General features: G+C 71.0%; 22 protein-coding genes. 12 read left to right on the forward strand and 10 right to left on the reverse strand.

The annotated features are described in order from the left end of the window. Positions 1-6: 6 nt before the first annotated feature. The 4 genes from Vgi01_RS15585 to pdxT all read left to right on the forward strand — a co-directional run bounded on the left by Vgi01_RS15585 (position 7) and on the right by pdxT (position 3,438). Positions 7-1,167, forward strand: a complete 1,161-nt coding sequence (locus Vgi01_RS15585; RefSeq protein ID WP_204291486.1) for a glycosyltransferase family 4 protein — start codon at positions 7-9, stop codon at positions 1,165-1,167. A 26-nt stretch (positions 1,168-1,193) separates the two neighbouring features. Next, positions 1,194-1,700: a hypothetical protein gene (locus Vgi01_RS15590; protein ID WP_204291487.1), complete on the forward strand. Its 507-nt coding sequence runs from the start codon at positions 1,194-1,196 to the stop codon at positions 1,698-1,700. A 135-nt stretch (positions 1,701-1,835) separates the two neighbouring features. Then, positions 1,836-2,756: a pyridoxal 5'-phosphate synthase lyase subunit PdxS gene (pdxS, locus tag Vgi01_RS15595; RefSeq protein WP_102658071.1), complete on the forward strand. Its 921-nt coding sequence runs from the start codon at positions 1,836-1,838 to the stop codon at positions 2,754-2,756. 76 nt (positions 2,757-2,832) lie between these two features. Next, complete coding sequence (pdxT, locus tag Vgi01_RS15600) at positions 2,833-3,438, forward strand: pyridoxal 5'-phosphate synthase glutaminase subunit PdxT (protein WP_204291488.1); 606 nt, start codon at positions 2,833-2,835, stop codon at positions 3,436-3,438. Between the two features lie 538 nt (positions 3,439-3,976). Here pdxT and Vgi01_RS15605 read toward each other — a convergent pair. Further along, positions 3,977-4,825 (reverse strand): helix-turn-helix transcriptional regulator, encoded by an 849-nt coding sequence (locus Vgi01_RS15605; RefSeq protein WP_239088995.1) that lies wholly within the window; start codon positions 4,823-4,825, stop codon positions 3,977-3,979. A gap of 184 nt (positions 4,826-5,009) precedes the next feature. Between Vgi01_RS15605 and Vgi01_RS15610 the strand changes: the two genes are divergently transcribed. The 6 genes from Vgi01_RS15610 (at position 5,010) to Vgi01_RS15635 (ending at position 9,020) form a co-directional block, all read left to right on the forward strand. Then, complete coding sequence (locus Vgi01_RS15610) at positions 5,010-5,306, forward strand: hypothetical protein (RefSeq protein ID WP_204291490.1); 297 nt, start codon at positions 5,010-5,012, stop codon at positions 5,304-5,306. Positions 5,307-5,527: 221 nt separating this feature from the next. Continuing rightward, positions 5,528-6,277, forward strand: coding sequence for a YebC/PmpR family DNA-binding transcriptional regulator (locus Vgi01_RS15615; protein WP_013732691.1), 750 nt, complete (start codon positions 5,528-5,530; stop codon positions 6,275-6,277). A gap of 60 nt (positions 6,278-6,337) precedes the next feature. Continuing rightward, positions 6,338-6,550 carry a type II toxin-antitoxin system VapB family antitoxin gene (locus Vgi01_RS15620; protein ID WP_013732692.1) on the forward strand — a complete coding sequence of 71 codons (213 nt, stop codon included), beginning with the start codon at positions 6,338-6,340 and terminating at the stop codon, positions 6,548-6,550. Next, a complete protein-coding gene (locus Vgi01_RS15625) occupies positions 6,547-6,942 on the forward strand; it encodes a PIN domain-containing protein (RefSeq protein WP_102658067.1) in 396 nt (131 codons plus the stop codon). Before Vgi01_RS15620 ends, Vgi01_RS15625 begins: the two co-directional genes overlap by 4 nt. 199 nt (positions 6,943-7,141) lie before the next feature. After that, entirely contained in the window at positions 7,142-7,756 is a 615-nt protein-coding gene (locus tag Vgi01_RS15630) for a winged helix-turn-helix domain-containing protein (protein WP_102658066.1), read from the forward strand. Then, complete coding sequence (locus tag Vgi01_RS15635; RefSeq protein WP_204291491.1) at positions 7,749-9,020, forward strand: MFS transporter; 1,272 nt, start codon at positions 7,749-7,751, stop codon at positions 9,018-9,020. Before Vgi01_RS15630 ends, Vgi01_RS15635 begins: the two co-directional genes overlap by 8 nt. A gap of 31 nt (positions 9,021-9,051) precedes the next feature. Here Vgi01_RS15635 and Vgi01_RS15640 read toward each other — a convergent pair whose 3' ends face one another. Continuing rightward, positions 9,052-9,450 carry a nuclear transport factor 2 family protein gene (locus tag Vgi01_RS15640; protein WP_204291492.1) on the reverse strand — a complete coding sequence of 133 codons (399 nt, stop codon included), beginning with the start codon at positions 9,448-9,450 and terminating at the stop codon, positions 9,052-9,054. A gap of 160 nt (positions 9,451-9,610) precedes the next feature. Between Vgi01_RS15640 and Vgi01_RS15645 the strand changes: the two genes are divergently transcribed. Both Vgi01_RS15645 and Vgi01_RS15650 read left to right on the forward strand, forming a co-directional pair. Continuing rightward, positions 9,611-9,799, forward strand: a complete 189-nt coding sequence (locus tag Vgi01_RS15645) for a hypothetical protein (RefSeq protein ID WP_013732697.1) — start codon at positions 9,611-9,613, stop codon at positions 9,797-9,799. A 12-nt stretch (positions 9,800-9,811) separates the two neighbouring features. Continuing rightward, the gene (locus Vgi01_RS15650; RefSeq protein WP_233196796.1) at positions 9,812-10,546 is read left to right on the forward strand and encodes a ribonuclease FAU-1 family protein; all 735 of its coding nucleotides are present in this window, start codon (positions 9,812-9,814) and stop codon (positions 10,544-10,546) included. On the opposite strand, the gene Vgi01_RS15655 is transcribed toward Vgi01_RS15650, so the two are convergent. The 8 genes from Vgi01_RS15655 to Vgi01_RS15690 all read right to left on the reverse strand — a co-directional run bounded on the left by Vgi01_RS15655 (position 10,439) and on the right by Vgi01_RS15690 (position 18,990). Then, positions 10,439-11,494, reverse strand: coding sequence for a COG1361 family protein (locus Vgi01_RS15655; protein ID WP_204291493.1), 1,056 nt, complete (start codon positions 11,492-11,494; stop codon positions 10,439-10,441). The two genes, Vgi01_RS15650 and Vgi01_RS15655, sit on opposite strands and share 108 nt — an antisense overlap. Before the next feature lie 5 nt (positions 11,495-11,499). Further along, complete coding sequence (locus Vgi01_RS15660) at positions 11,500-12,090, reverse strand: hypothetical protein (protein ID WP_102658064.1); 591 nt, start codon at positions 12,088-12,090, stop codon at positions 11,500-11,502. A 160-nt stretch (positions 12,091-12,250) separates the two neighbouring features. Beyond that, positions 12,251-13,312 carry an ABC transporter permease gene (locus tag Vgi01_RS15665; RefSeq protein ID WP_204291494.1) on the reverse strand — a complete coding sequence of 354 codons (1,062 nt, stop codon included), beginning with the start codon at positions 13,310-13,312 and terminating at the stop codon, positions 12,251-12,253. Further along, positions 13,309-14,202: an ABC transporter ATP-binding protein gene (locus Vgi01_RS15670; RefSeq protein WP_204291495.1), complete on the reverse strand. Its 894-nt coding sequence runs from the start codon at positions 14,200-14,202 to the stop codon at positions 13,309-13,311. Before Vgi01_RS15670 ends, Vgi01_RS15665 begins: the two co-directional genes overlap by 4 nt. 82 nt (positions 14,203-14,284) lie before the next feature. After that, positions 14,285-15,001: a response regulator gene (locus tag Vgi01_RS15675; protein WP_239088986.1), complete on the reverse strand. Its 717-nt coding sequence runs from the start codon at positions 14,999-15,001 to the stop codon at positions 14,285-14,287. Continuing rightward, positions 14,998-16,278: a sensor histidine kinase gene (locus tag Vgi01_RS15680; RefSeq protein ID WP_204291496.1), complete on the reverse strand. Its 1,281-nt coding sequence runs from the start codon at positions 16,276-16,278 to the stop codon at positions 14,998-15,000. Before Vgi01_RS15680 ends, Vgi01_RS15675 begins: the two co-directional genes overlap by 4 nt. Before the next feature lie 94 nt (positions 16,279-16,372). Beyond that, entirely contained in the window at positions 16,373-18,394 is a 2,022-nt protein-coding gene (locus tag Vgi01_RS15685; RefSeq protein ID WP_204291497.1) for a M48 family metallopeptidase, read from the reverse strand. Then, positions 18,394-18,990, reverse strand: coding sequence for a LemA family protein (locus Vgi01_RS15690; protein WP_199180188.1), 597 nt, complete (start codon positions 18,988-18,990; stop codon positions 18,394-18,396). Before Vgi01_RS15690 ends, Vgi01_RS15685 begins: the two co-directional genes overlap by 1 nt. Positions 18,991-19,096: the final 106 nt, after the last annotated feature.

The raw sequence follows: 19,096 nt of genomic DNA on the forward strand, positions 1-19,096 counted from the left end.
GGCGCAATGCGGATCGGCATCGTCTGTCCGTACTCCTTCGACGTGCCGGGCGGGGTGCAGAACCACGTCATGGACCTCGCCGAGGCGTTGATCGGGCTCGGCCACGAGGTGAGCGTGCTCGCCCCGGCGGACGAGGACTCACCCCTGCCGTCGTACGTGGTGTCGGCGGGCCGGTCGGTGCCGCTGCCGTACAACGGTTCGGTGGCCCGGATCGCCTTCGGTCCGGTCTCCACCGCCCGGGTACGCCGGTGGATCACCCGCGGCGACTTCGACGTGCTGCACGTGCACGAGCCGCTGACGCTGAGCATCTCCATGCTCGCGGTGCTCTCCGCCCGCGGTCCGGTGGTGGCTACCTTCCACACCGCGATGACCCGGTCCCGGGTGCTCTCCGCCGCTCAGGGGGCCCTGCAGATCGTGCTGGAGCGGATCACCGCCCGGATCGCGGTGAGCGCGCTGGCCCGCAAGGTCCAGGTGGAACACCTCGACGGCGGCGCGGTGGAGATCCCCAACGGGGTGGCGGTGGCCAAGTTCGCCGGCATGCAGCCGCTGCCCGGCTGGCCGGGGGAGTGCGGGCCGGGCACCGGCGGCACGCTCGGCTTCCTGGGCCGGTTCACCGAATCGCGCAAGGGCTTCCCGATCCTGCGCGACGCGTTCGTCGAGCTGGCCGCCCGACGTCCCGGACTGCGCCTGCTGGTCGCCGGCCCCGGTGACCCGGACGACCTGTTCGACCGTTTTCCGCCCGAGTTGCGGGATCGGGTCACCTTCCTGGGGTTGGTGCCCGAGGCGGACAAGGCCCGGATGCTGCGCAGCGTGCACCTCTACGTCGCGCCGAACACCGGGGGCGAGTCGTTCGGCATGATCCTCACCGAGGCGCTGGCCGCCGGCACCACCGTGGTCGCCAGCGACCTGGACGCCTTCCGCCGCGTGCTGGACAACGGCCGGGCCGGGCGGCTGTTTCGCACCGGCGACGCGGCGGCGCTGGCGCAGACCCTCACCGAACTGCTCGACGATCCGGCTGCCCGGGCGGAGCTGACCGCCTGCGGCGACCAGGTGGTGGCAAATTTCGACTGGCCCGTGGTTGCCCGCCGGGTTCTGGAGGTATACGCAGCTGCGATCGAGGCGACCGACGGGCGGGTGATCGACCAGGAGTGGGTGGGGTCGGACTGACCGGGAGGAACGGGAGCAGCACTACGATGCCGGGCATGTGGTGGGTGGTGGGCGCGACGGTGGTCGTCGGCCTGGTGGCGGCGTACCTGATCTGGACCGCCGGCCGGGTCGAGCGGCTCCAGGCCCGCGCGCAGCTCGCGGCCCGTGCCCTCGACGCCCACCTGCTGCGCCGGGCCGCCGCCGCGGCGGTGCTGGCCGAGCGCCGCTACGGCGTGGAGCTGTACGCGGCGGCGCGCATCGCGCTCGACGCGCAGCCGGAGGAGCGGGAGGCGGCCGAGAACGACCTGACCCGGCAGCTGCGCGCGGTCGAACTCGACCCCACCGACCCGGACTGCGAGGCGGTCATCGCGGCCAGCCGGCGGCTCGCCCTGGCCCGGCAGGTGCACACCGACCTGGTGCGGGACGCCCGTACGGCGCGCAGCCGGCGCCTGGTACGCCTGTTCCGGATGGGTCGCCGGCACACCTGGCCGCGCTACTTCGACATCGACGACCCGACGCTCACCACGCCCGCCACCGACGTCACCGCCCGCTGACCCACCGCCGGCCCTGCGCACGGTGACGGCGGCCACACCGCAGGCCACCACGGCCCTGATTGGCTGTCGGCACGGCACTCGCGCCGGTCGTAGCATGTCGCTGCCCCACCGGTGCGCATCAAGGAGCGATGAGCCGTGTCCGAGACGACTTCCCCGAACACCACAAGCACCACCCCGGTCGTCGGCACTGCCCGCGTCAAGCGGGGGATGGCCGAGATGCTCAAGGGCGGCGTGATCATGGACGTGGTCACCGCCGAGCAGGCCAAGATCGCTGAGGACGCCGGCGCGGTCGCGGTGATGGCGCTGGAGCGGGTGCCCGCCGACATCCGCGCCCAGGGCGGGGTGTCGCGGATGAGCGACCCGGACATGATCGACGGGATCATCAACGCCGTCTCCATCCCGGTGATGGCCAAGGCCCGCATCGGCCACTTCGTCGAGGCGCAGATCCTCCAGGCGCTCGGCGTCGACTACGTCGACGAGTCCGAGGTGCTCACCCCGGCCGACTACGCCAACCACATCGACAAGTGGGCCTTCACCGTCCCCTTCGTCTGCGGGGCGACCAACCTGGGCGAGGCGCTGCGCCGGATCACCGAGGGCGCCGCCATGATCCGCTCGAAGGGTGAGGCCGGCACCGGGGACGTCTCCAACGCCACCACCCACATGCGCAAGATCCGCCAGGAGATCCGCCGGCTCTCCTCGCTGCCGGAAGACGAGCTGTACGTCGCGGCCAAGGAGCTTCAGGCCCCGTACGAGCTGGTCAAGGAGGTCGCCGAGACCGGCAAGCTGCCGGTGGTGCTGTTCACCGCCGGTGGCATCGCCACCCCGGCCGACGCGGCGATGATGATGCAGCTCGGCGCAGAGGGTGTCTTCGTCGGCTCCGGCATCTTCAAGTCCGGCAACCCGGCCCAGCGGGCCGCCGCGATCGTCAAGGCGACCACCTTCCACGACGACCCGGACGTGCTGGCGAAGGTCTCCCGCGGCCTCGGCGAGGCGATGGTCGGCATCAACGTCGACGACATCCCCGTTCCCCACCGCCTGGCCGACCGCGGCTGGTGAAGTGCAAGGAAGGGCACCTTATTAACGCCTGCGGTAGAGAAAGGGTCCCTTCTTAACGCTTCCCGGAAGGAGCACAGTGCCCGCACCCGTGATCGGCGTGCTCGCCCTCCAGGGCGACGTCCGTGAACACCTCACCGCCCTGACCGGCGCGGGCGCTCAAGCCCGCCCGGTGCGCCGAAGCGCGGAACTGGACGCGGTCGACGGCCTGATCATCCCCGGCGGCGAGTCCACCACGATCAGCAAGCTGGTCGACATCTTCGAGCTGCGTGGCCCGATCGACAAGCGGATCTCCGCCGGGATGCCGGTCTACGGCTCCTGCGCCGGGATGATCATGCTGGCCGCCGAGGTCCTCGACGGCCGCCCGGACCAGCGCGGCTTCGACGGCATCGCGATGACCGTGCGCCGCAACGCCTTCGGTCGCCAGGTCGACTCGTTCGAAGCGCCCGTGCAGATCACCGGCATCGACGGTGGCCCGCTGCACGCGGTCTTCATCCGCGCCCCCTGGGTCGAGCGCGTCGGCGCGGACGTCGAGATCCTGGGCACGGTCGCCGAAGGGCCGGCCACCGGCCGCGTCGTGGCGGTGCGCCAAGGCAACCTGCTGGCCACCTCGTTCCACCCGGAACTCACCGGCGACCTGCGCCTGCACGCCCACTTCGTCGACATGGTCCGCACCGCAACCTGACCCCGTGGCCCCACCGTGCGTCGGGGGTGGTGCGGGTCGCGATCGATGACGACCTGACCCTGCCGGCCCCACCGCTCGGCCTGACCCTGCTGGCCCACCGCCCGGCCTGACCCTGCCGGCCCCACCCCCAATCGGCCCAGGGGCCCGCCAACCCATAGGACCTATCGGGCCTATCGGACCGCTCAGGCCCGCCGGACCCGCCGGACCCGCCGGACCCGGAGGTATCGGCAGCAACTTCGGGGATGTTGCTGCCTTCGTCCGCCGGCAGGCAGCAACATCCCCGAAGTTGCTCGCCGCCTCGCCGCCTCGCCGCGTCGCCGCATGACCGTGTGGCTGGGTCGCCGCATGGCCGTTTGGCCAGGTCGCCGTGTGGCCGCGTCGCGGTGTGGCCGCGTCGCGGTGTGGCCGCGTCGCGGTGTGGCCGCGTCGCCGTGTGGCCGGGTCGCCGGGTCGCCGCGTGGCGGTGCGGCAGCGGGGCGCGTGCGAGGACCTGGGCGAGCACCGTCTCGCGGTGTGGGGTGGGAAGGAGGGCGGGCGGTCAGCCGGCCACGGAGCGCAGGCTGCCTGGGCGGCGGCCCAGCAGGCGGTCCAGTGCCGCAGCGCTGTCCGCGTCGGCGGGCTGCGCCACCGTCAGTCGCTGCTGGTCGCCGGCGAGTTCCAGGGTCTCGTACGCCAGTTGCAGTGGCCCCACCTCCGGATGCCGCAGCCGGCGCACGCCGCTGGACTGGGCCGCGACCGGGCGGCGCTGCCACCGGGACCGGAACGGCTCCCCGACGGTACGGTCGAGTCGTTCGGCGAAGATGTCGGTGGCCGGGTCACCCCCGCGCAGCCGGTGCAGGTCGGCCACCTGCTGGTCGGCGAGGTCGGCCCAGTCGGGGAAGTGCTCCCGGGCGCGTTCGTCGGCGAGGAGGTACCAGACCAGGTTGGGGTGTTCGGCGTCCAACAGTCCCAGCGGGCGGGCCAGCCGGTCGAACGGCTCGTTCCAGGCGAGCACGTCACCGAGGCGGTTGAGCAGGTACGCCGGCCGGTCCCGCAGCGCCTCCAGCAGAGTCCGGACCGTGGGGCGGACGGTACGCGACACCATCGGTCGCTCGCCTGCGCACAGCTGCCGGTGCTGGTCGACCGAGGCGAGTTGCTGAAGGTGCCGCCGGTCGGCGTCGTCGAGCCGCAGGGCGTCGGCCAGCGCGGCGAGGATCTCCGGCGACGGGCGGTTGTCGCGTCCCTGTTCTAGTCGGGTCAGGTATTCCACGCTGACCTGGGCCAGCGTGGCGACCTCGGCTCGGCGCAGCCCCGGCGTACGCCGTCGAGGGCCGGCCGGCAGCCCCACCTGCTCGGGTCGCAGCGCTTCTCGGCGGCTGCGCAGGAAGGCGCCCAACTCCCCGTCCATCACGTCGTCCAGTGTGCCGTCGTACCGGCCGGTGAGGGTGGCCCCGTCAGGACCACCCTCACGCCGGTCTGTCCGGCACGTCGAGCCGCGGATGGAATGAGCCCATGAAGAAACGACCTTCCACCATCGCGGTGATTCGTCCGGGACGACGCGCGGTCCGCCGCCTGGTCCCGGGGAGCTGACCGTGACGACGATGCTGATCACCTATCGGGTCCGGCCGGAGCGGCTCGACGAGCACCTGTCCCTGCTCGATGAGGTCTACCGGGAACTGGCCCACACCCGCCCGCCCGGCCTGCGCTACCAGTCGCTGCGGCTCGACGACGGGCACTGTTTCATCGACGTGGTGATCGGCCCGCATCTGCCGGCGCCACTGCCGTCATTGCCGGCGTTCGTTCGCTACCGGGCCGGGTTCGACGAGCGTTGCCAGGATTTCGAGATGTCGGAGGTCAGCGTGGTGGGATCGTACGGCATGGGGGAGTAGCTTCGTCCGCTATCCGGCGTTCTGCGCTTATCGACAAGGCCGTGGGCGTGCGGCGGGTGACGGTTGCCCGCCGTCCGTCGGTAGGATTGTCGAGATTCGGCAGGGCCATCTGCCCGCCACGGCTTCCACCAGAACAGACCGGCACCACCGCGTGCGCGGGTGCGGAGCGGGGCGTGCGCGGTGCGGTCGATGCAGACGGCGGGTAGCAACGGAGGTAACAGATGTCCGGCCACTCAAAGTGGGCGACGACCAAGCACAAGAAGGCGGTCATCGACGCCAAGCGCGGCAAGATGTTCGCCAAGCTGATCAAGAATGTCGAGGTTGCGGCGCGGACCGGCGGCGGCGACCCCGCCGGCAACCCCACCCTTTACGACGCGATCCAGAAGGCCAAGAAGAACTCGGTCCCCAACGACAACATCGACCGCGCAGTCAAGCGCGGCTCCGGCCTGGAGGCCGGCGGCGCCGACTACCAGACGATCATGTACGAGGGGTACGGCCCCAACGGCGTCGCGCTGCTGATCGAGTGCCTGACCGACAACCGCAACCGCGCCGCCACCGAGGTGCGTACCGCGCTGACCCGCAACGGCGGTTCGTTCGCCGACGCCGGCTCGGTGTCGTACATGTTCTCCCGCAAGGGCGTGGTGATCGTGCCGAAGGCCGACACCAGCGAGGACGACGTGATGTTGGCCGTCCTGGACGCGGGCGCCGAGGAGGTCAACGACCTGGGCGAGGCGTTCGAGGTGGTCTCCGAGCCGGGTGACCTGCTGGCGGTCCGGACCGCGTTGCAGGACGCCGGCATCGAGTACGAGTCGGCCGAGTCCTCCCTCATCCCCAGCGTCAACGTGCCGCTGGACGAGGAGGGCGCGCGGAAGGTCTTCAAGCTGATCGACGTCCTGGAGGACTGCGACGACGTGCAGAACGTCTACGCCAACTTCGACGTCAGCGACGAGATCATGGCGGCCGTCGGCTGACAGCCGCTTCGTTGGATATGCGAACCTCCCGGATATATCCTTGTCCGGGAGGTGTATCTCATGGCCAAAACCCTGTTGGATCTCGATGAGGATCTTCTGGCGGAGGCGACTGCTGCGCTCGGCACCGCGACCAAGAAGGAGACGGTGACAGAGGCGCTCAGGCAGGCGGTGGAGTCCAGCCGGGAGCGACGGCAACGAGCCCTGGCTGACCTTCAGGAGGTCGCTGACGGGGGCGGCTTCGACTTCGATCAGCTCGACGAACTCGACAGGTGAAGTACCTCATCGACACCAGCGCGCTGGTCCGCATGGTTCGTCGTCAAGCCGAACCACACTGGTCCGACCTGGCTGCCCGTGGTCTGATCGCCATCTGCGACCCGGTGCTCGTGGAGACCTTGACCATCGCGGATGCCAAGGCATACGACCGGGTCGAACGCGGACTCCGCGACCTGTATCCCTGGGTTCCCGTGCCGGACGACGCCTGGCAGGTCGTGCGGGCGGTGCGGCAGGAACTCGCCAGTCACAGTGCTCACCAAGGGCTTTCCGTGGCAGATCACCTCGTGGCGGCTACTGCCATTCGGCTGAAATTGGTGGTACTTCATCAGGACGCTGACTTCGAGACTGCTGCCCGGCTGGTGCCGCAACTGAGTCAAGAACGGATTACCTGAGCGCCGTAGTCGGATGCAGCTGTGATCCGCTCGTCGAAGGTCTCCGACGACGTCACGGCGGCCGTCGGCTGAGCCGGCTCCGACCACTGGCAGCACATCAGGGCGTGTATGCGAGCCACGGGCTCGTGTGCACGCCCTGACTCGTCCTGCCGCCCATCAAGGGTTGCTAGAGATGTCTTTATAAAGCATTCTCTACCATGTGACCGAAGAGCTGCATCAGCGAACCGTCAAAGTCACCGATCCTCGCGCCCTGCGGGCGTACGCGCACCCGCTGCGGATGCGTCTGATCGGCCTGCTTCGCGGCGAAGGCCCGATGACCGCGACACAGGCCGCCGCCAGGCTCGACGACAACGTGCCCAACTGCTCGTTCCACCTGCGGCAACTCGCCAAGTACGGGTTCGCCGAACGGGTGCCCGGAGCGGACGGGCGGGAGCGACCGTGGCGGGCCACCACGCTGTACACGTCCTGGGACGACTCCGACGATCCGGCCATGCGGGCCGCCACGGACCAGATCAACAGCGTGATGGTCGACATCTACCTGCAACGGGCGCGGAACTACCTGGCGATCCGTGCCGACGAGCCCGTCGAGTGGCGGATCGCGGCAGGCTTCGGTGACACGCTGCTGCACGTCACCGCCGCCGAGTTGCGCGAGCTGACAGCCGAGGTCGATGCGCTGCTGGCCCGGTACGACGAACGGATCGCCGACCCGGCGAAGCGGCCGCCCGGGTCCCGCCCGGTGACCTTCGTCCAGATGCGGCTTCCGCGCGGCGGCGTACCCGTCGAGGAGCAGCGCGGGGAGTCCGACCATGACTGAACCCCTGGTCCTGGCCGACCCGGCGCCGCCGCGCCGGCCCCGCATCCCACGCCTGCTGCGGCAGACGGCCTTCCGTCGCTACTGGTCGGCGCAGACCGTCTCGCTCTTCGGCGACCAGGTCACCATGCTCGCCGTGCCGCTGCTGGCCCTGCTCGCGGTCGGCGCCGGACCGGCCGAGATGGGCTACCTGACCGCCGCCTCGCTGCTGCCGAACCTGTTCCTCTCCCTGCCGGCCGGCGCCTGGGTGGATCGCCGCCCACGCCGACGTCAGGTGATGATCGTCGCCGACCTCGGCCGGGCGGGCCTGCTGCTGGCCGTGCCGCTGCTCTGGTGGACCGGCACCCTGAACCTGCTGCTGCTGTGCGCCGTGGCCTTCCTGATCGGTTGTCTCTCGGTGTTCTTCGAGGTGGCGCACAGCAGCCTGTTCGCCGCCCTGGTCCGTCGACCGGACTACGTGGACGCCAACAGTCTGGTCAACGGCAGCCGGGCCATGTCGCATGTGGCCGGCCCGAGCATCGGTGGGCTGCTCGTACAGGTGCTCACCGCCCCGGTCGCGCTCTTCTCCGGCGTGCTCACCTATCTGGTGTCGGCGGTCTTCCTGGCCCGGACGAGGGTCACGGAGCGCACCGTGCCCACCGGCACCGCCCTGGGCATGGTGGCGGGCGTACGGTTCGTGGCCCGCTCCGAGATCCTGCGGGCGACCCTGCTCGGCACCACCACGCTCAACCTGTTCAACTACATGTTCGCGGCGCTCTTCGTGCTGTACGTGACCACCGAGTTGGGCGTCTCACCCGGCATCCTGGGGCTGGTCATCGGGGCCGGCGCGGTAGGCGGACTCCTCGGTGTGGCGGTGACCGGCCCGGTCAGCCGCCGGATCGGCATCGGCCCCGCGGTGCTCGTCGGGTTCGTCGTCTTCCCCGCCCCACTGGTCCTCGTGCCGCTGGCCATGGGGCCGGAGCCGGTGGTGCTCGCGTTGCTGTTCGCCGCCGAGTTCGTCTCCGCGCTGGGTGTCATGGTCCTCGACATCGCGGTCGGATCGGTGCAGATCGCGGCCACACCGGTGGCCATGCTCGCCGTGGTCTCCGGTTTCCGACGCACCGTCAACCACGGCATCCGACCGATCGGCGCCCTGGTCGGCGGGACGCTCGGCGCCTCGATCGGGGTACGCCCCGCGCTCTGGATCGCCAGCATCGGCGCCCTGCTCGGGCTGCTCTGGGTCGTCTTCTCACCGTTGCGGGGCATGCGCACGCTGCCCGAAGAGTGACACCCGGCCGCGCTGTCGATCGGCAGACCCGTCAGTCGAAGATGCCGGCCGGTGGCGGGAACCTGCCCTCCCTGGCGTGCGAGTAGTCGCGCGACTCGGCCACCAGGGTGTCGGCGTCGAAGCGCAGCAGGGTGCAGCCGGAGATGGTCAGTGGCGCGTCGTCCGGGTAGGTGACCGCCCAGTATTCGACAGTCGCCGTCGCGCCGTCGCAGCGCGGTGCGGCGAACCAGACCTCGGCCGGGCGGGTCTCCTCGCCGAAACACTCCTCGACGTAGGCGCGCAGCCCGTCACGCCCTCGGCAGGGGCGGAACAGCGAGGCCCAGTGGACGCCGTCGGTCGCCTGCAACGCCACGATGCTCTCGACGTCCTTGGTGGGCCAGCCGTGCGCCCAGGCGTCCGCCCAGCGCTGCGCCGCGTCCCGTACATCCATGATCATGCTCCTCGGCAGGTGGTTCCCGGAGTTCTACCACCGGGCTGCGACACTGCGGCCCGAGTGCGCTCATGCAGCCAACTGCCTAGCCCTGTTGTCTACGTCAATAGACTCCGTCGTTGTCGGAGTCGAGTAGGGTTGACGCTGTCATTGTCAACCCATGGAGTTGGTGGGCGTGTCGGAGATCCGGGAGATGCTGGGAAACGTCTCCCGGCAGCGCGCGTCCGTGATCGCCAACCAGCGGAACTTCCCCGAGCCCATCGCGGTGCTGGCGATGGGCAAGGTGTGGCGGAAGTCGGATGTGGAGGCTTGGATCCGGGAGTATCGGCCGGAGTTGGCCCAGGACTGAGCAGGGGGAGTGGTGGCGGTCGAACGCTTCAGCCCGGGTGACGTGGTGATCCGGCGGGAGATCCTGCATGGTGAGGTCTGGTTCGCCTGCCCGACGATCTGCGTCGAGGACAGCCCCGATCTGCTGGCGCTCTACCTTCCGCCGGGCGCGGAGTTCGGCTTCCCGGTCGAGGGCAGGTTTCCGTGTGGCCGGCACCCCTGGCAGGTGGCGGGTCACCGGGCCTGGAGCGGGCACGGCAAGCTGATGCTCCAGCGTCCCGGCGAGGCACACGCCGTCGACGTCTTCTGGTCCGGCCCGCAGCGCGCCTTCGCCGGCTGGTACTTCAACCTCCAGGACCCGTTCCGGCGTACGCCGATCGGGGTGGACACCCTCGACCACGAGCTCGACCTGTGGTGGGCGGCGGACGCCGACCGGTACGTCTTCAAGGACGTGGAACTGTTCGCCCAGCGGCTGGTGGAGGGACGCTATCCCGGCATGGCCGAGGCGATCCGGGCCGAGGGTGACCGGATCGCCGCCCTGCTCGACGCGGGCCAGCGCTGGTGGGACGAGTCCTGGGCGACCTGGCAACCCGACCCGGCCTGGCCGGTGCCGCGCCTGCCGGCCGACTGGGTCACGGTGCCGCACTCGGCGGTAGGCGGGTCAGTGGACGAACTGGTACCTGCGGCGCCGGGCGCGACGGTAGCCGACGGCCATGACCAGGCCGGCGACGGTGGCGACCGCCCCGCTGATCAGGATGATCATCGGTAGCTGTTCGGAGAAGGTGGTCGGCAGCCCCCAGGAACCCTTCTGGTCCGGAAACGTGATCTCCGCGGTGACCTCCCGGTGGAGGCGTCCGCTCTCCACCCGCAGTCGGGCCTGCCACGGGCCGTTGGGGACCTGCTGGTCCAGCACCACCTCGAGGTGGGTGGTGTCGCCGGGCAGCACGGTCGCACCCAGGGTCGCGGGGAACGGCCCGGCCGACAGCCCGCCCGGGCCGTCGGAGAGCCACAGCTTGCCGGTCAGGTCGAGGGCCCGTTCCCCGGTGTTGCGCACCCGCGCCCGTACCACCGGGGCACCCTGCTCGGTCCGGCCCGGGGTCAGTTTCTCGATCCGGAAGTCCGACGGCGGTTCACCGCCCCGGCCGACGTCGAGGTAGACCCGGATGCCGACCTGGTTGACCTTGCGCACCAGCATCGCCGCGTCCCGTCGTTCCGCGGCGCCGACCGTGGCCCAGATCGTGCCGTAACGCTCACCTCGGGACGCGGAGGGCGGTACGGCGATGGTGGCGCGTACCGTCGTGGTGCTGTATGGCCGGGCCACGATGACGGGTTGGTCGATGGTGATCCACTCGGACAGTTCGTTGGCGCCCGGCTCGGACGCCGGCACGAATTCGTTGTCCTTGATCTCGGCTGCGGCGACCCCGATGGTGATCTGATGGGTCGAGGCGGAGCTGTTGCTGATCTCGATCCGTCGGGTCATCCGGCTGCCCGGTTTGACGTGGTCGACGATGTAGACCCGGGCGCGGGGGTCGTCACGCCGGTCCACCGACGCCTCGACCAGCCGGATGCCGATGCTGCCCGATGCCGGAGCGGGGCTCGCGCCGGTGCCGCGGTCCCGGTCGGTGGCGCCCGCGGGGGTGCCGATCACGACGCTCGCCACCAGGATGGCGAGCGCCGCGACCGGCAGGCCCCACGAACGGGTTGTCCCTGAGCGCATCGAACTCAGTTCACGCTGTGGGTGATGGTGCCCGTGAACGTCCCGGCGACGCTTTGCAGCGGAATCGACACGGTGACCAGCGGATCCCAGGTCGCCGTGTTGTTGCCGGAGCCGTCGGTGCCGTGGCTGTAGGCCGTTACGGCGGCGTCCAGCGCGACTCCGGCAGGAGGCGGCGGGGCGGTGCAGGGTCCCACCTGGCCGGGGGTGAAGGTGCCGGTGCCGGTGGTGTCGGCAATGCCCGAGCAGTAGTAGACGTTGTCGCTGGTGATCGTCTCACCGGCGCCGACGCCGGTGCCTGTGGTGAAGTCGCTGCTGCTGACCGAGGCGACCCAACCCACTCCCGACTCGGCCCGAAGGTCCTCGACCAGGACGTCGCCGATCTGGCCGGAGGCGTATCCGCCCGGCGGGCCGCTGCTGAGTGTCGCGTCGTCGGGCACGGTGATCTGCAGCGGCCCGGCGATGACCTCGAAGGTCAGGTCCGTCTCGCAGTCGACACCGGCCTCGCAGGTCTCGGCCTGCGCCGGTGCTGCGGCCAGCAGCGTGCCCGCCAGTGCGGCCACTCCTGCCAGCGCGGTGGTCACCAGTCGTCGTCTCATCCAGCTACCTCCTCCAGATCGGTCACTCCGTCGAGGAGGAGATTAGGGGCTTCTGTGGGCCTGTGACCGTTATGCGGCTATTCATCACGAATACGGGTGATCTGCAAGCGTGCCGACGTCCCGGAGAGGACGTCGGCACGCTGCACCGGGCCGGGTGCCGTCAGCCCAGCGTCTCGCGCTCCCGCCAGGCGGTACGGATCGAGGTGCGGCCGTTGGTGCGCAGCAGCGAACCCTCGTACACCCGGGACCCGGCGAGCACGAAGCCGGCCGCCGCGACCAGCAGCAGGGCCAGCGAGGCGAAGAGTTCCCAGACGGCGGCGTCGCCGTTGAACAGCCGCAGCGGCATCGCGGTCGGCGACGAGAACGGCAGGTAGGACAGCACCTGCATGGCACCGGCGTTGTCGTTGAGGAAGATCACCGCGAAGAACGGCAGCATCACCGCGAGCTGCACCGGCATGGACACCCCGCTGATGTCCTCCAGCCGGTTGACCAGCGCGCCGGCCGCCGCCCACATCGAGGCGATCAGCACGAAACCGAGCAGGAAGAACGGCACGAACCAGCCGATCGCCGGGCCGAGCAGGGAGAGCAACTGGTTGCTGTCGCCGAACGCCATGCCGGCCAACGCGACGGCGGCGATCAGCCCGATCTGCCCCAGCGCGAGCAGGGTGCCGGCGAGCATCTTGCCGGCCAGCAGGGCGCGCACCGGCACCGCGGCGACGAGGATCTCCACGATCCGGGTCTGCTTCTCCTCGATGATGCTCTGCGCGATCTGCATGCCGAAGGTCTGCGAGGTGATGAAGAAGATGAAGGCGAAGGCGAACGGCACCAGGAAGGCCACCACCGGGTCCACCGCGTCCGGGTTCAACAGCCGCACCGGGGGCGCGCTGCTCAGGGCGGACACCACGTCGGTGGGGGCGTCGTTCATGGCCAGCACGGCCGGGCCGGCGACGACCGCGGCGTCGGCGTCGCCGTCGCGGACCGCCTGCTCGGCGGCGGCGTCGTCGGCCACGACCCGCACCTCGAGCCCCGCCTCGCGCAGCGGGCCGGCCGCCGCCTCGGTCACCGCCACGGTGGACGGCCCACCGGCGAGCAGGGGCGGCAGGATGGTCGCCGCCGCCGCGATGAGCAGGAAGAACAGCGTACTGATCAGGAAGGTGCGGTCGCGCAGCTTGACCCGGATCTCGCGGGCGGCGACCAGCCGGGTGGCCTCGAAGGTGTTCACTTGGTGACCTCTCGGAAGATCTCGGCGAGGGACGGGGTGACCGGCCGGAACGCGCGCACCGGGCCACGGGCGAGTGCGGCGTGCAGCACCGGCTGCTCGTCGGTGTCGGCGGCGAGGTCGAAGACGGCGCGGGGGCCGTCCAGGTCGACCAGGCTGACCCCGGCCTGGTCCCGCAGCCAGCCCGCGTCGGTGTCCACTACCAGCTCGAAGCGGCGGGTGGTGGCAGAGGACCGCAGCAGCTCCCGGCTGCCGGCGGCGCGGATCGTGCCGTCGGCGATGATCACCAGGTCGTCGCAGAGGCGTTCGACCACGTCGAGTTGATGGCTGGAGAACAGCACCGGTACGCCGGCGGCGGCGCGCTCCCGCAGCACCGTCAGGATGGTGTCCACGGCCATCGGGTCCAGCCCGGAGAACGGCTCGTCGAGCACCAGCACCTCGGGGTCGTGCACCAGCGCGGCGGCGATCTGGGCGCGCTGCTGGTTGCCCAGCGACAGCGTCTCCAGCAGGTCGTCGCCCCGCTCGTCGAGCCCGATCCGCTCCAGCAGGGTGTCGGTGGCGCGTCGGGCACCCTCCGCGGTCATCCCGTGCAGTCGGCCCAGGTAGACCACCTGTTCGCGGACGCTCATCTTCGGGTAGAGGCCACGCTCCTCCGGCATGTAGCCGAAGCGTCCCCGGATCTGGCGGTCCAGTGGCCGACCGCCCCAGGTCACCCGACCCGCGTCGGCGGCCAGTACGCCGAGGATGATCCGCATGGTGGTGGTCTTGCCGGCGCCGTTACCGCCGACGAAGCCGGTCATCCGGCCGGCGGCGACCTCGAAGGACACGCTCTTGAGCACCTGGCGGTCGCCGAAGCTACGGTCGACGCCGTCGAGGCGGAGGACTGTGGTCACGGCGTCCACGCTAGTTCTCTGATGATCGACTGCCGTCCGCCCGGCGACGGAGATCGTGACTCCTCCTCGCGGTGGAGTCCGCTCACCCGCCGGGTCGGACCACCCCCTGCTCGTAGGCGAAGACCACCGCCTGCACCCGGTCCCGCAGCTCCAACTTGGCCAGCACCCGGCTGACGTGCGACTTGACGGTCGCCTCGCCGAGGTGCAGCGCGGTGGCGATCTCGGCGTTGCTGGCACCCCCGGCGACCAGGACCAGGACCTCCCGTTCCCGGGGGGTGAGGTCACGCAGGGCCGCCTGCGGATCTGTCCCGCCGGTGCTCGGCCCGCCCGGCCGGGCGAAGGTGGCGATCACCCGGCGGGTGATCTCCGGGGCGAGCAGACCGTCGCCCCGGGCCACCACCCGGATCGCCTCGATCAACGCCTCCGGTGTGCCGTTCTTGAGCAGGAAGCCGCTGGCCCCGGCGCGCAGCGCGGCGAACAGGTAGTCGTCCCGGTCGAAGGTGGTGAGGATCAGCACGGCCGGACCCGCCTGGTCCTGCTCGGCGCGGATCCGCCGGGTCGCCTCCAACCCGTCGACGTCGGGCATCTCCACGTCCATCAACACCACGTCCGGGCACAGGGCGCGGGTCATGCTGACGGCCCGGTGCCCGTCGGCGGCCTCGCCGACCACCTCGATGTCGTCCTCGATCTCCAGGATCACCCGGAAACCCGTACGCACCAGGTGGTGATCGTCGGCCAGCAGCACCCGGATCGGCCGTTCGCTGCCGGACTCCTCGGCGTGCCCGGCAGCGGTGCTCACGTCACCCGCCCCGCCGGCACCGGCAGCGGGAACCGCACCCGTACCCGCCAGCCACCGCCGGCCCGCGGACCGACCTCCAGTTCGCCACCGTGCGTGGCGACCCGTTCCCGCATCCCGATCAGCCCCAGGCCGTCGGCGTTCGGTGCCCGGCTGCCCCGGCCGTCGTCGGTCACTTCGATCTCCACCTCCTGCGCCAGATAGCGGATCCGTACGTCGAGCAGCCGCGCCCCGGTGGCGTGCTTCAACACGTTGGTGACCGCCTCCTGCACCACCCGGTACACGGCCTGGGAGACGGATTCGGGCAGCGGCGTCGGGTCACCGTACACCCCGAGGGTGGCCTCCAGGCCGGCCTCGCGGGCCCGGGTGACCACCGCCTCGACCTGCGCGATCCCGGCCACCTGCTGGGGGGCGTCGGGTTCGCTGTCGCGGGCCCGCAGCACACCGAGCATCCGGCGCAGCTCGTCCACCGCCGTGCGGGCGGACTCCTCGATCGCGGTCAGGGCGGTCCGGGCCTTGTCCGGGTCCTTGTCGAAGACCCGCCGGCAGGCCGCCGCCTGTACGCCCATCACCGACACGTGGTGGGCGACCACGTCGTGCAGCTCGCGGGCGATGCGGACCCGTTCGCCGACCACCGCGTTCTCGCGTGCCTCGGCCTGCGACCGACGCAACGCCTCGGCCTGCTCGGCCACCTCGTGCTGTCGGCGGGCGGCGACCCACGCGGTCTCGCCGAAGAAATACGCGAAACCGAAGAACAGCACATTGATCAGGACGCCGGTGACGATCGCGGCGAGGATGGGCGGCACGGGCCCGACCGCGTCCGCGAAGGCGTCCGGCGGCAGACTGCCGAGGTTGATCCCGTAGGAGATCGCCAGCCACACGAACATGGCGACGATCACGCCGACGCGCACCCGACGGGACAGCCGCCGATCGCGCCCCCACGCGCCGAGGGTGAAAATGGCGGCGAACAGCGCCCACTGGGACAGCTGCCACTCGGGTACGGCCCGGACCTGCGACCCGATGAACGCGGCGGAGATGAGCAGCGCGGTGACGGTGGGGTAGCGGCGGCGACAGATCAGCGGCAGCGGCACCGCGACGGTCCAGAGGATCTGTTCGAGGCCGGACGGGGGCGGCCCGAGCAGGAACGACCCGGTGCTGTGCGCCAGGGTGAGGCTGAACAGCGCCAGGGCCGTCGCCGCCAGACCGGCGTAGAGGTCCACCCGCTGCTGCTCGGGGGTGGGCCCCGGCCGCCGCCACCCGTCGGCTGTCTCGCTGGTCACTCGGGTCAGGATGCCACTTCCGTGGCCGGTGACCCAACCTGCGCCGACGTGATGTCGGTCGAACAGGTGGGGCTGCTCGCGGCAGGTGGTGCGGTCAGCCGATCCCGGCGCCGACCATCGGCGGCAGCGGGCAGTGCAGCAGACCGCAGATCGTCCGCAGCAGTTCGATCTCGGCCACCGTCATCATCTGGTCGTGGCTGATCACCGCCACCACGGCCGCGACCAGACGCTCCTTGTCCGCCGGGCGGAGCCCGTCGAGCACCGGCCAGGCGCTCTCCAGGGCCAGCACGCCGTTGTCCGGCGGCGCGTACGCCCAGGTGGTGCCGGGCAGCAGGATGTCGATGCCGGCCTGGAAGGCGCGTTGCGCGTCGGCGGGCTCGGCGTGCCCCACCTGGGCGAGCGTGGCCAGCAGGAAGCCCGCCGCGGAGCGGGCGTCGGTGAGCGTGCGCCGGTCGGTGCGCCAGCGCGAGTCCGGTCGCAGCGATTCCTGGATCTCGGCCAGCATCAGCCGGGACAGGCAGTACTCGGAGACGTTTATCGCTCCGTCGGCGTGGATCAGCGTGAACACCGCCGCCACGGTCGACTCCAGTTCCGGAGCCGGTCGGCTACGCAGGGCCGGGAAGGTCAGCTCGGCCAGCGGCAGCACGAGCATCGGATGCAGCCCGGTCAGCGCCTGCGCCTGACCGAGCGCGGCGTCGGCCAGCTCGCGGCCGTGCTGCTGGGCCAGGGCAGCGTGCTGGTGCTGCCGGACCTGCGGCTCGGCGCTGATCAGCAGGCCCAGCAGCAGCGGCACGGCGGTGTCGCGGTCGCGGGCCCGGTCGAGCAGCGGGGCCGGGATCTGGTCGAGCAGGGCTGCGGCGTGCTGGTAGGCGTTCTCCGTCGGCGCGGCCACCCGCCCGAGCACCTCGGTCGGCGCGACACGCACCCGGGTTCCCGCCACCGGCAACGGCGACGCGTCCGGGCGTACCCCACCGGTTGCCCCCGCCCCGGCGGCCCGGCCGGGCGCGACCTGGTCGGGTGGGGTCTGGCCGGGCGCGGGTTGCGGCGGTGCGGACGGTGCCAGGCCCAGTGCGACGTCCTCCTGCCGGCCCGACGGTGGCGCTGCCGCCCACTGCCGGGACAGCCGTTGCAGCTCGGCCGGGTCGAAGGACGGCTCCAACGCGCGGATCCGGTCGGCCAGCGGCGGGTGGGTGGCGAACCAGGAGGTCCGGGCCGCCTCGCCGAAGAGCATGTGCCCGACCTCGTCGCGCTTGGGCGACCTCAGCTCCGAGCCGTCGGAGAGACCACCGATCTTCTTCAGGGCTCCGGCGATGCCCCGGGTCTGCCGGGTGTACTGCACGGCCGAGGCGTCGGCGAGGTACTCCCGTTGCCGCGACACCGAGGCCTGGATGAGCCGCCCGGCGAGCACGCCGACGTACCCGGCGACCAGCAGTGCCAGCCCCACCAGCAGCAGCGGGTTGGCTCCACCGCCACTGTTGCCGCGTTGCCGGTTGCCGCCGCTGATCAGCCCGGAACGGGACAGGCCCCGGCCGATCACGGTCAGGAACAGGATGCCGAACAGCAGGCCCATCAGCCGGATGTTGAGCCGCATGTCCCCGTTGACCACGTGCGCGAACTCGTGCGCGATGACCCCTTGGAGTTCGTCGCGGTTGAGGCGCTGCAACGCGCCCCGGGTGACCGCGACGGCGGCGTCCGACGGGCCCCAACCGGCGGCGAAGGCGTTGATCGCCGTCTCCTCCGGCAGGACGTAGACCTCCGGCACCGGTACGCCGGAGGCCAGCGCCATCTCCTCCACCACGTTGCGCAGCCGGCGCAGCTCCGGGTCGGTGGTGTCCGGCGGCACCGGCACTCCGCCCAGCTCACGGGCCACCTTCCCGCCACCGCCGCGCAACGCGAGGGTACGCACCAGCGCGGCCAGCCCGATCGCCGCGACGGTCGCCACGGTCACCATGGCCACGAAGCCGGCCAGTTGTCCGGGGTCGGCGGCGGTGGCGTTGAACGCGAAGATCGCCGCGACGTTCACCACCACCACGATGCCGATCACGGCCAGCACGAACAGCAGCACCAGCCGGGTCGACAGCCGGCGAACCTGACGCTGCCGTTCGAAGAAGTTCATCAGAAGGAGACCTGCGGGGCCTGACGCTGCTGCGGGTCGTCCGGCTCGAACAGCGCGGCCGGCCCGAAGGAGAACATCCCCGCGATCAGGCTGGACGGGAAGACCTCACGCTTGTTGTTGTAGGTCATCACCGCGTCGTTGTACGCCTGCCGGGCGAAGGCGACCCGGTTCTCCGTCGAGGTCAGCTCCTCCGACAGCTGCATCATGTTCTGGTTGGCCTTCAGGTCCGGGTACGCCTCGGAGAGCGCGAACAGCCGACCCAGGGTGGCGGTGAGCGCATTCTCCGCGCCGCTGAGCTGCTGCATCGCCGCCGGGTCGCCCGGCGCTGCGGCGGCCGTGGCCTGCGCGTTGACCGCGGCGTTACGGGCCTTGATCACCGCCTCCAGGGTCTCCCGCTCGTGCTTGAGGTAGCCCTTGGCGGTCTCCACCAGGTTGGGGATCAGATCGTGCCGGCGCACCAACTGCACGTCGATCTGGGCGAAGGCGTTGCGGTACGTGTTGCGGGCCCGAACCAAGCCGTTGTAGATCGACACCCCGAAACCGAGCACCGCCACGACGATCAGGACCAGGCACACCAAACCGATGATCACTTCCACGGCAACTCCCCAGGTCCGCACCAGTTCCGTCAAGCCCACCCTACTGACGCCCCACCACCCGCGCTCCCCGCACGACCGCCGCCCGGCAGCATTGATCATGAGGTTG

Origin of the sequence: Micromonospora gifhornensis, from assembly GCF_016863515.1 — a bacterium.
GTDB lineage: Bacteria > Actinomycetota > Actinomycetes > Mycobacteriales > Micromonosporaceae > Micromonospora > Micromonospora gifhornensis.

Coding starts and splice junctions, on each gene's coding strand:
- Vgi01_RS15640 (WP_204291492.1), bottom strand. CDS start 9,450: ATGGATGTACGGGACGCGGCGCAGCGCTGGGCGGACGCCTGGGCGCAC.
- Vgi01_RS15615 (WP_013732691.1), top strand. CDS start 5,528: ATGTCCGGCCACTCAAAGTGGGCGACGACCAAGCACAAGAAGGCGGTC.
- Vgi01_RS15635 (WP_204291491.1), top strand. CDS start 7,749: ATGACTGAACCCCTGGTCCTGGCCGACCCGGCGCCGCCGCGCCGGCCC.
- Vgi01_RS15655 (WP_204291493.1), bottom strand. CDS start 11,494: ATGCGCTCAGGGACAACCCGTTCGTGGGGCCTGCCGGTCGCGGCGCTC.
- Vgi01_RS15605 (WP_239088995.1), bottom strand. CDS start 4,825: ATGGACGGGGAGTTGGGCGCCTTCCTGCGCAGCCGCCGAGAAGCGCTG.
- Vgi01_RS15620 (WP_013732692.1), top strand. CDS start 6,338: ATGGCCAAAACCCTGTTGGATCTCGATGAGGATCTTCTGGCGGAGGCG.
- Vgi01_RS15685 (WP_204291497.1), bottom strand. CDS start 18,394: ATGAACTTCTTCGAACGGCAGCGTCAGGTTCGCCGGCTGTCGACCCGG.
- Vgi01_RS15645 (WP_013732697.1), top strand. CDS start 9,611: ATGGAGTTGGTGGGCGTGTCGGAGATCCGGGAGATGCTGGGAAACGTC.
- Vgi01_RS15590 (WP_204291487.1), top strand. CDS start 1,194: ATGCCGGGCATGTGGTGGGTGGTGGGCGCGACGGTGGTCGTCGGCCTG.
- Vgi01_RS15585 (WP_204291486.1), top strand. CDS start 7: ATGCGGATCGGCATCGTCTGTCCGTACTCCTTCGACGTGCCGGGCGGG.
- Vgi01_RS15660 (WP_102658064.1), bottom strand. CDS start 12,090: ATGAGACGACGACTGGTGACCACCGCGCTGGCAGGAGTGGCCGCACTG.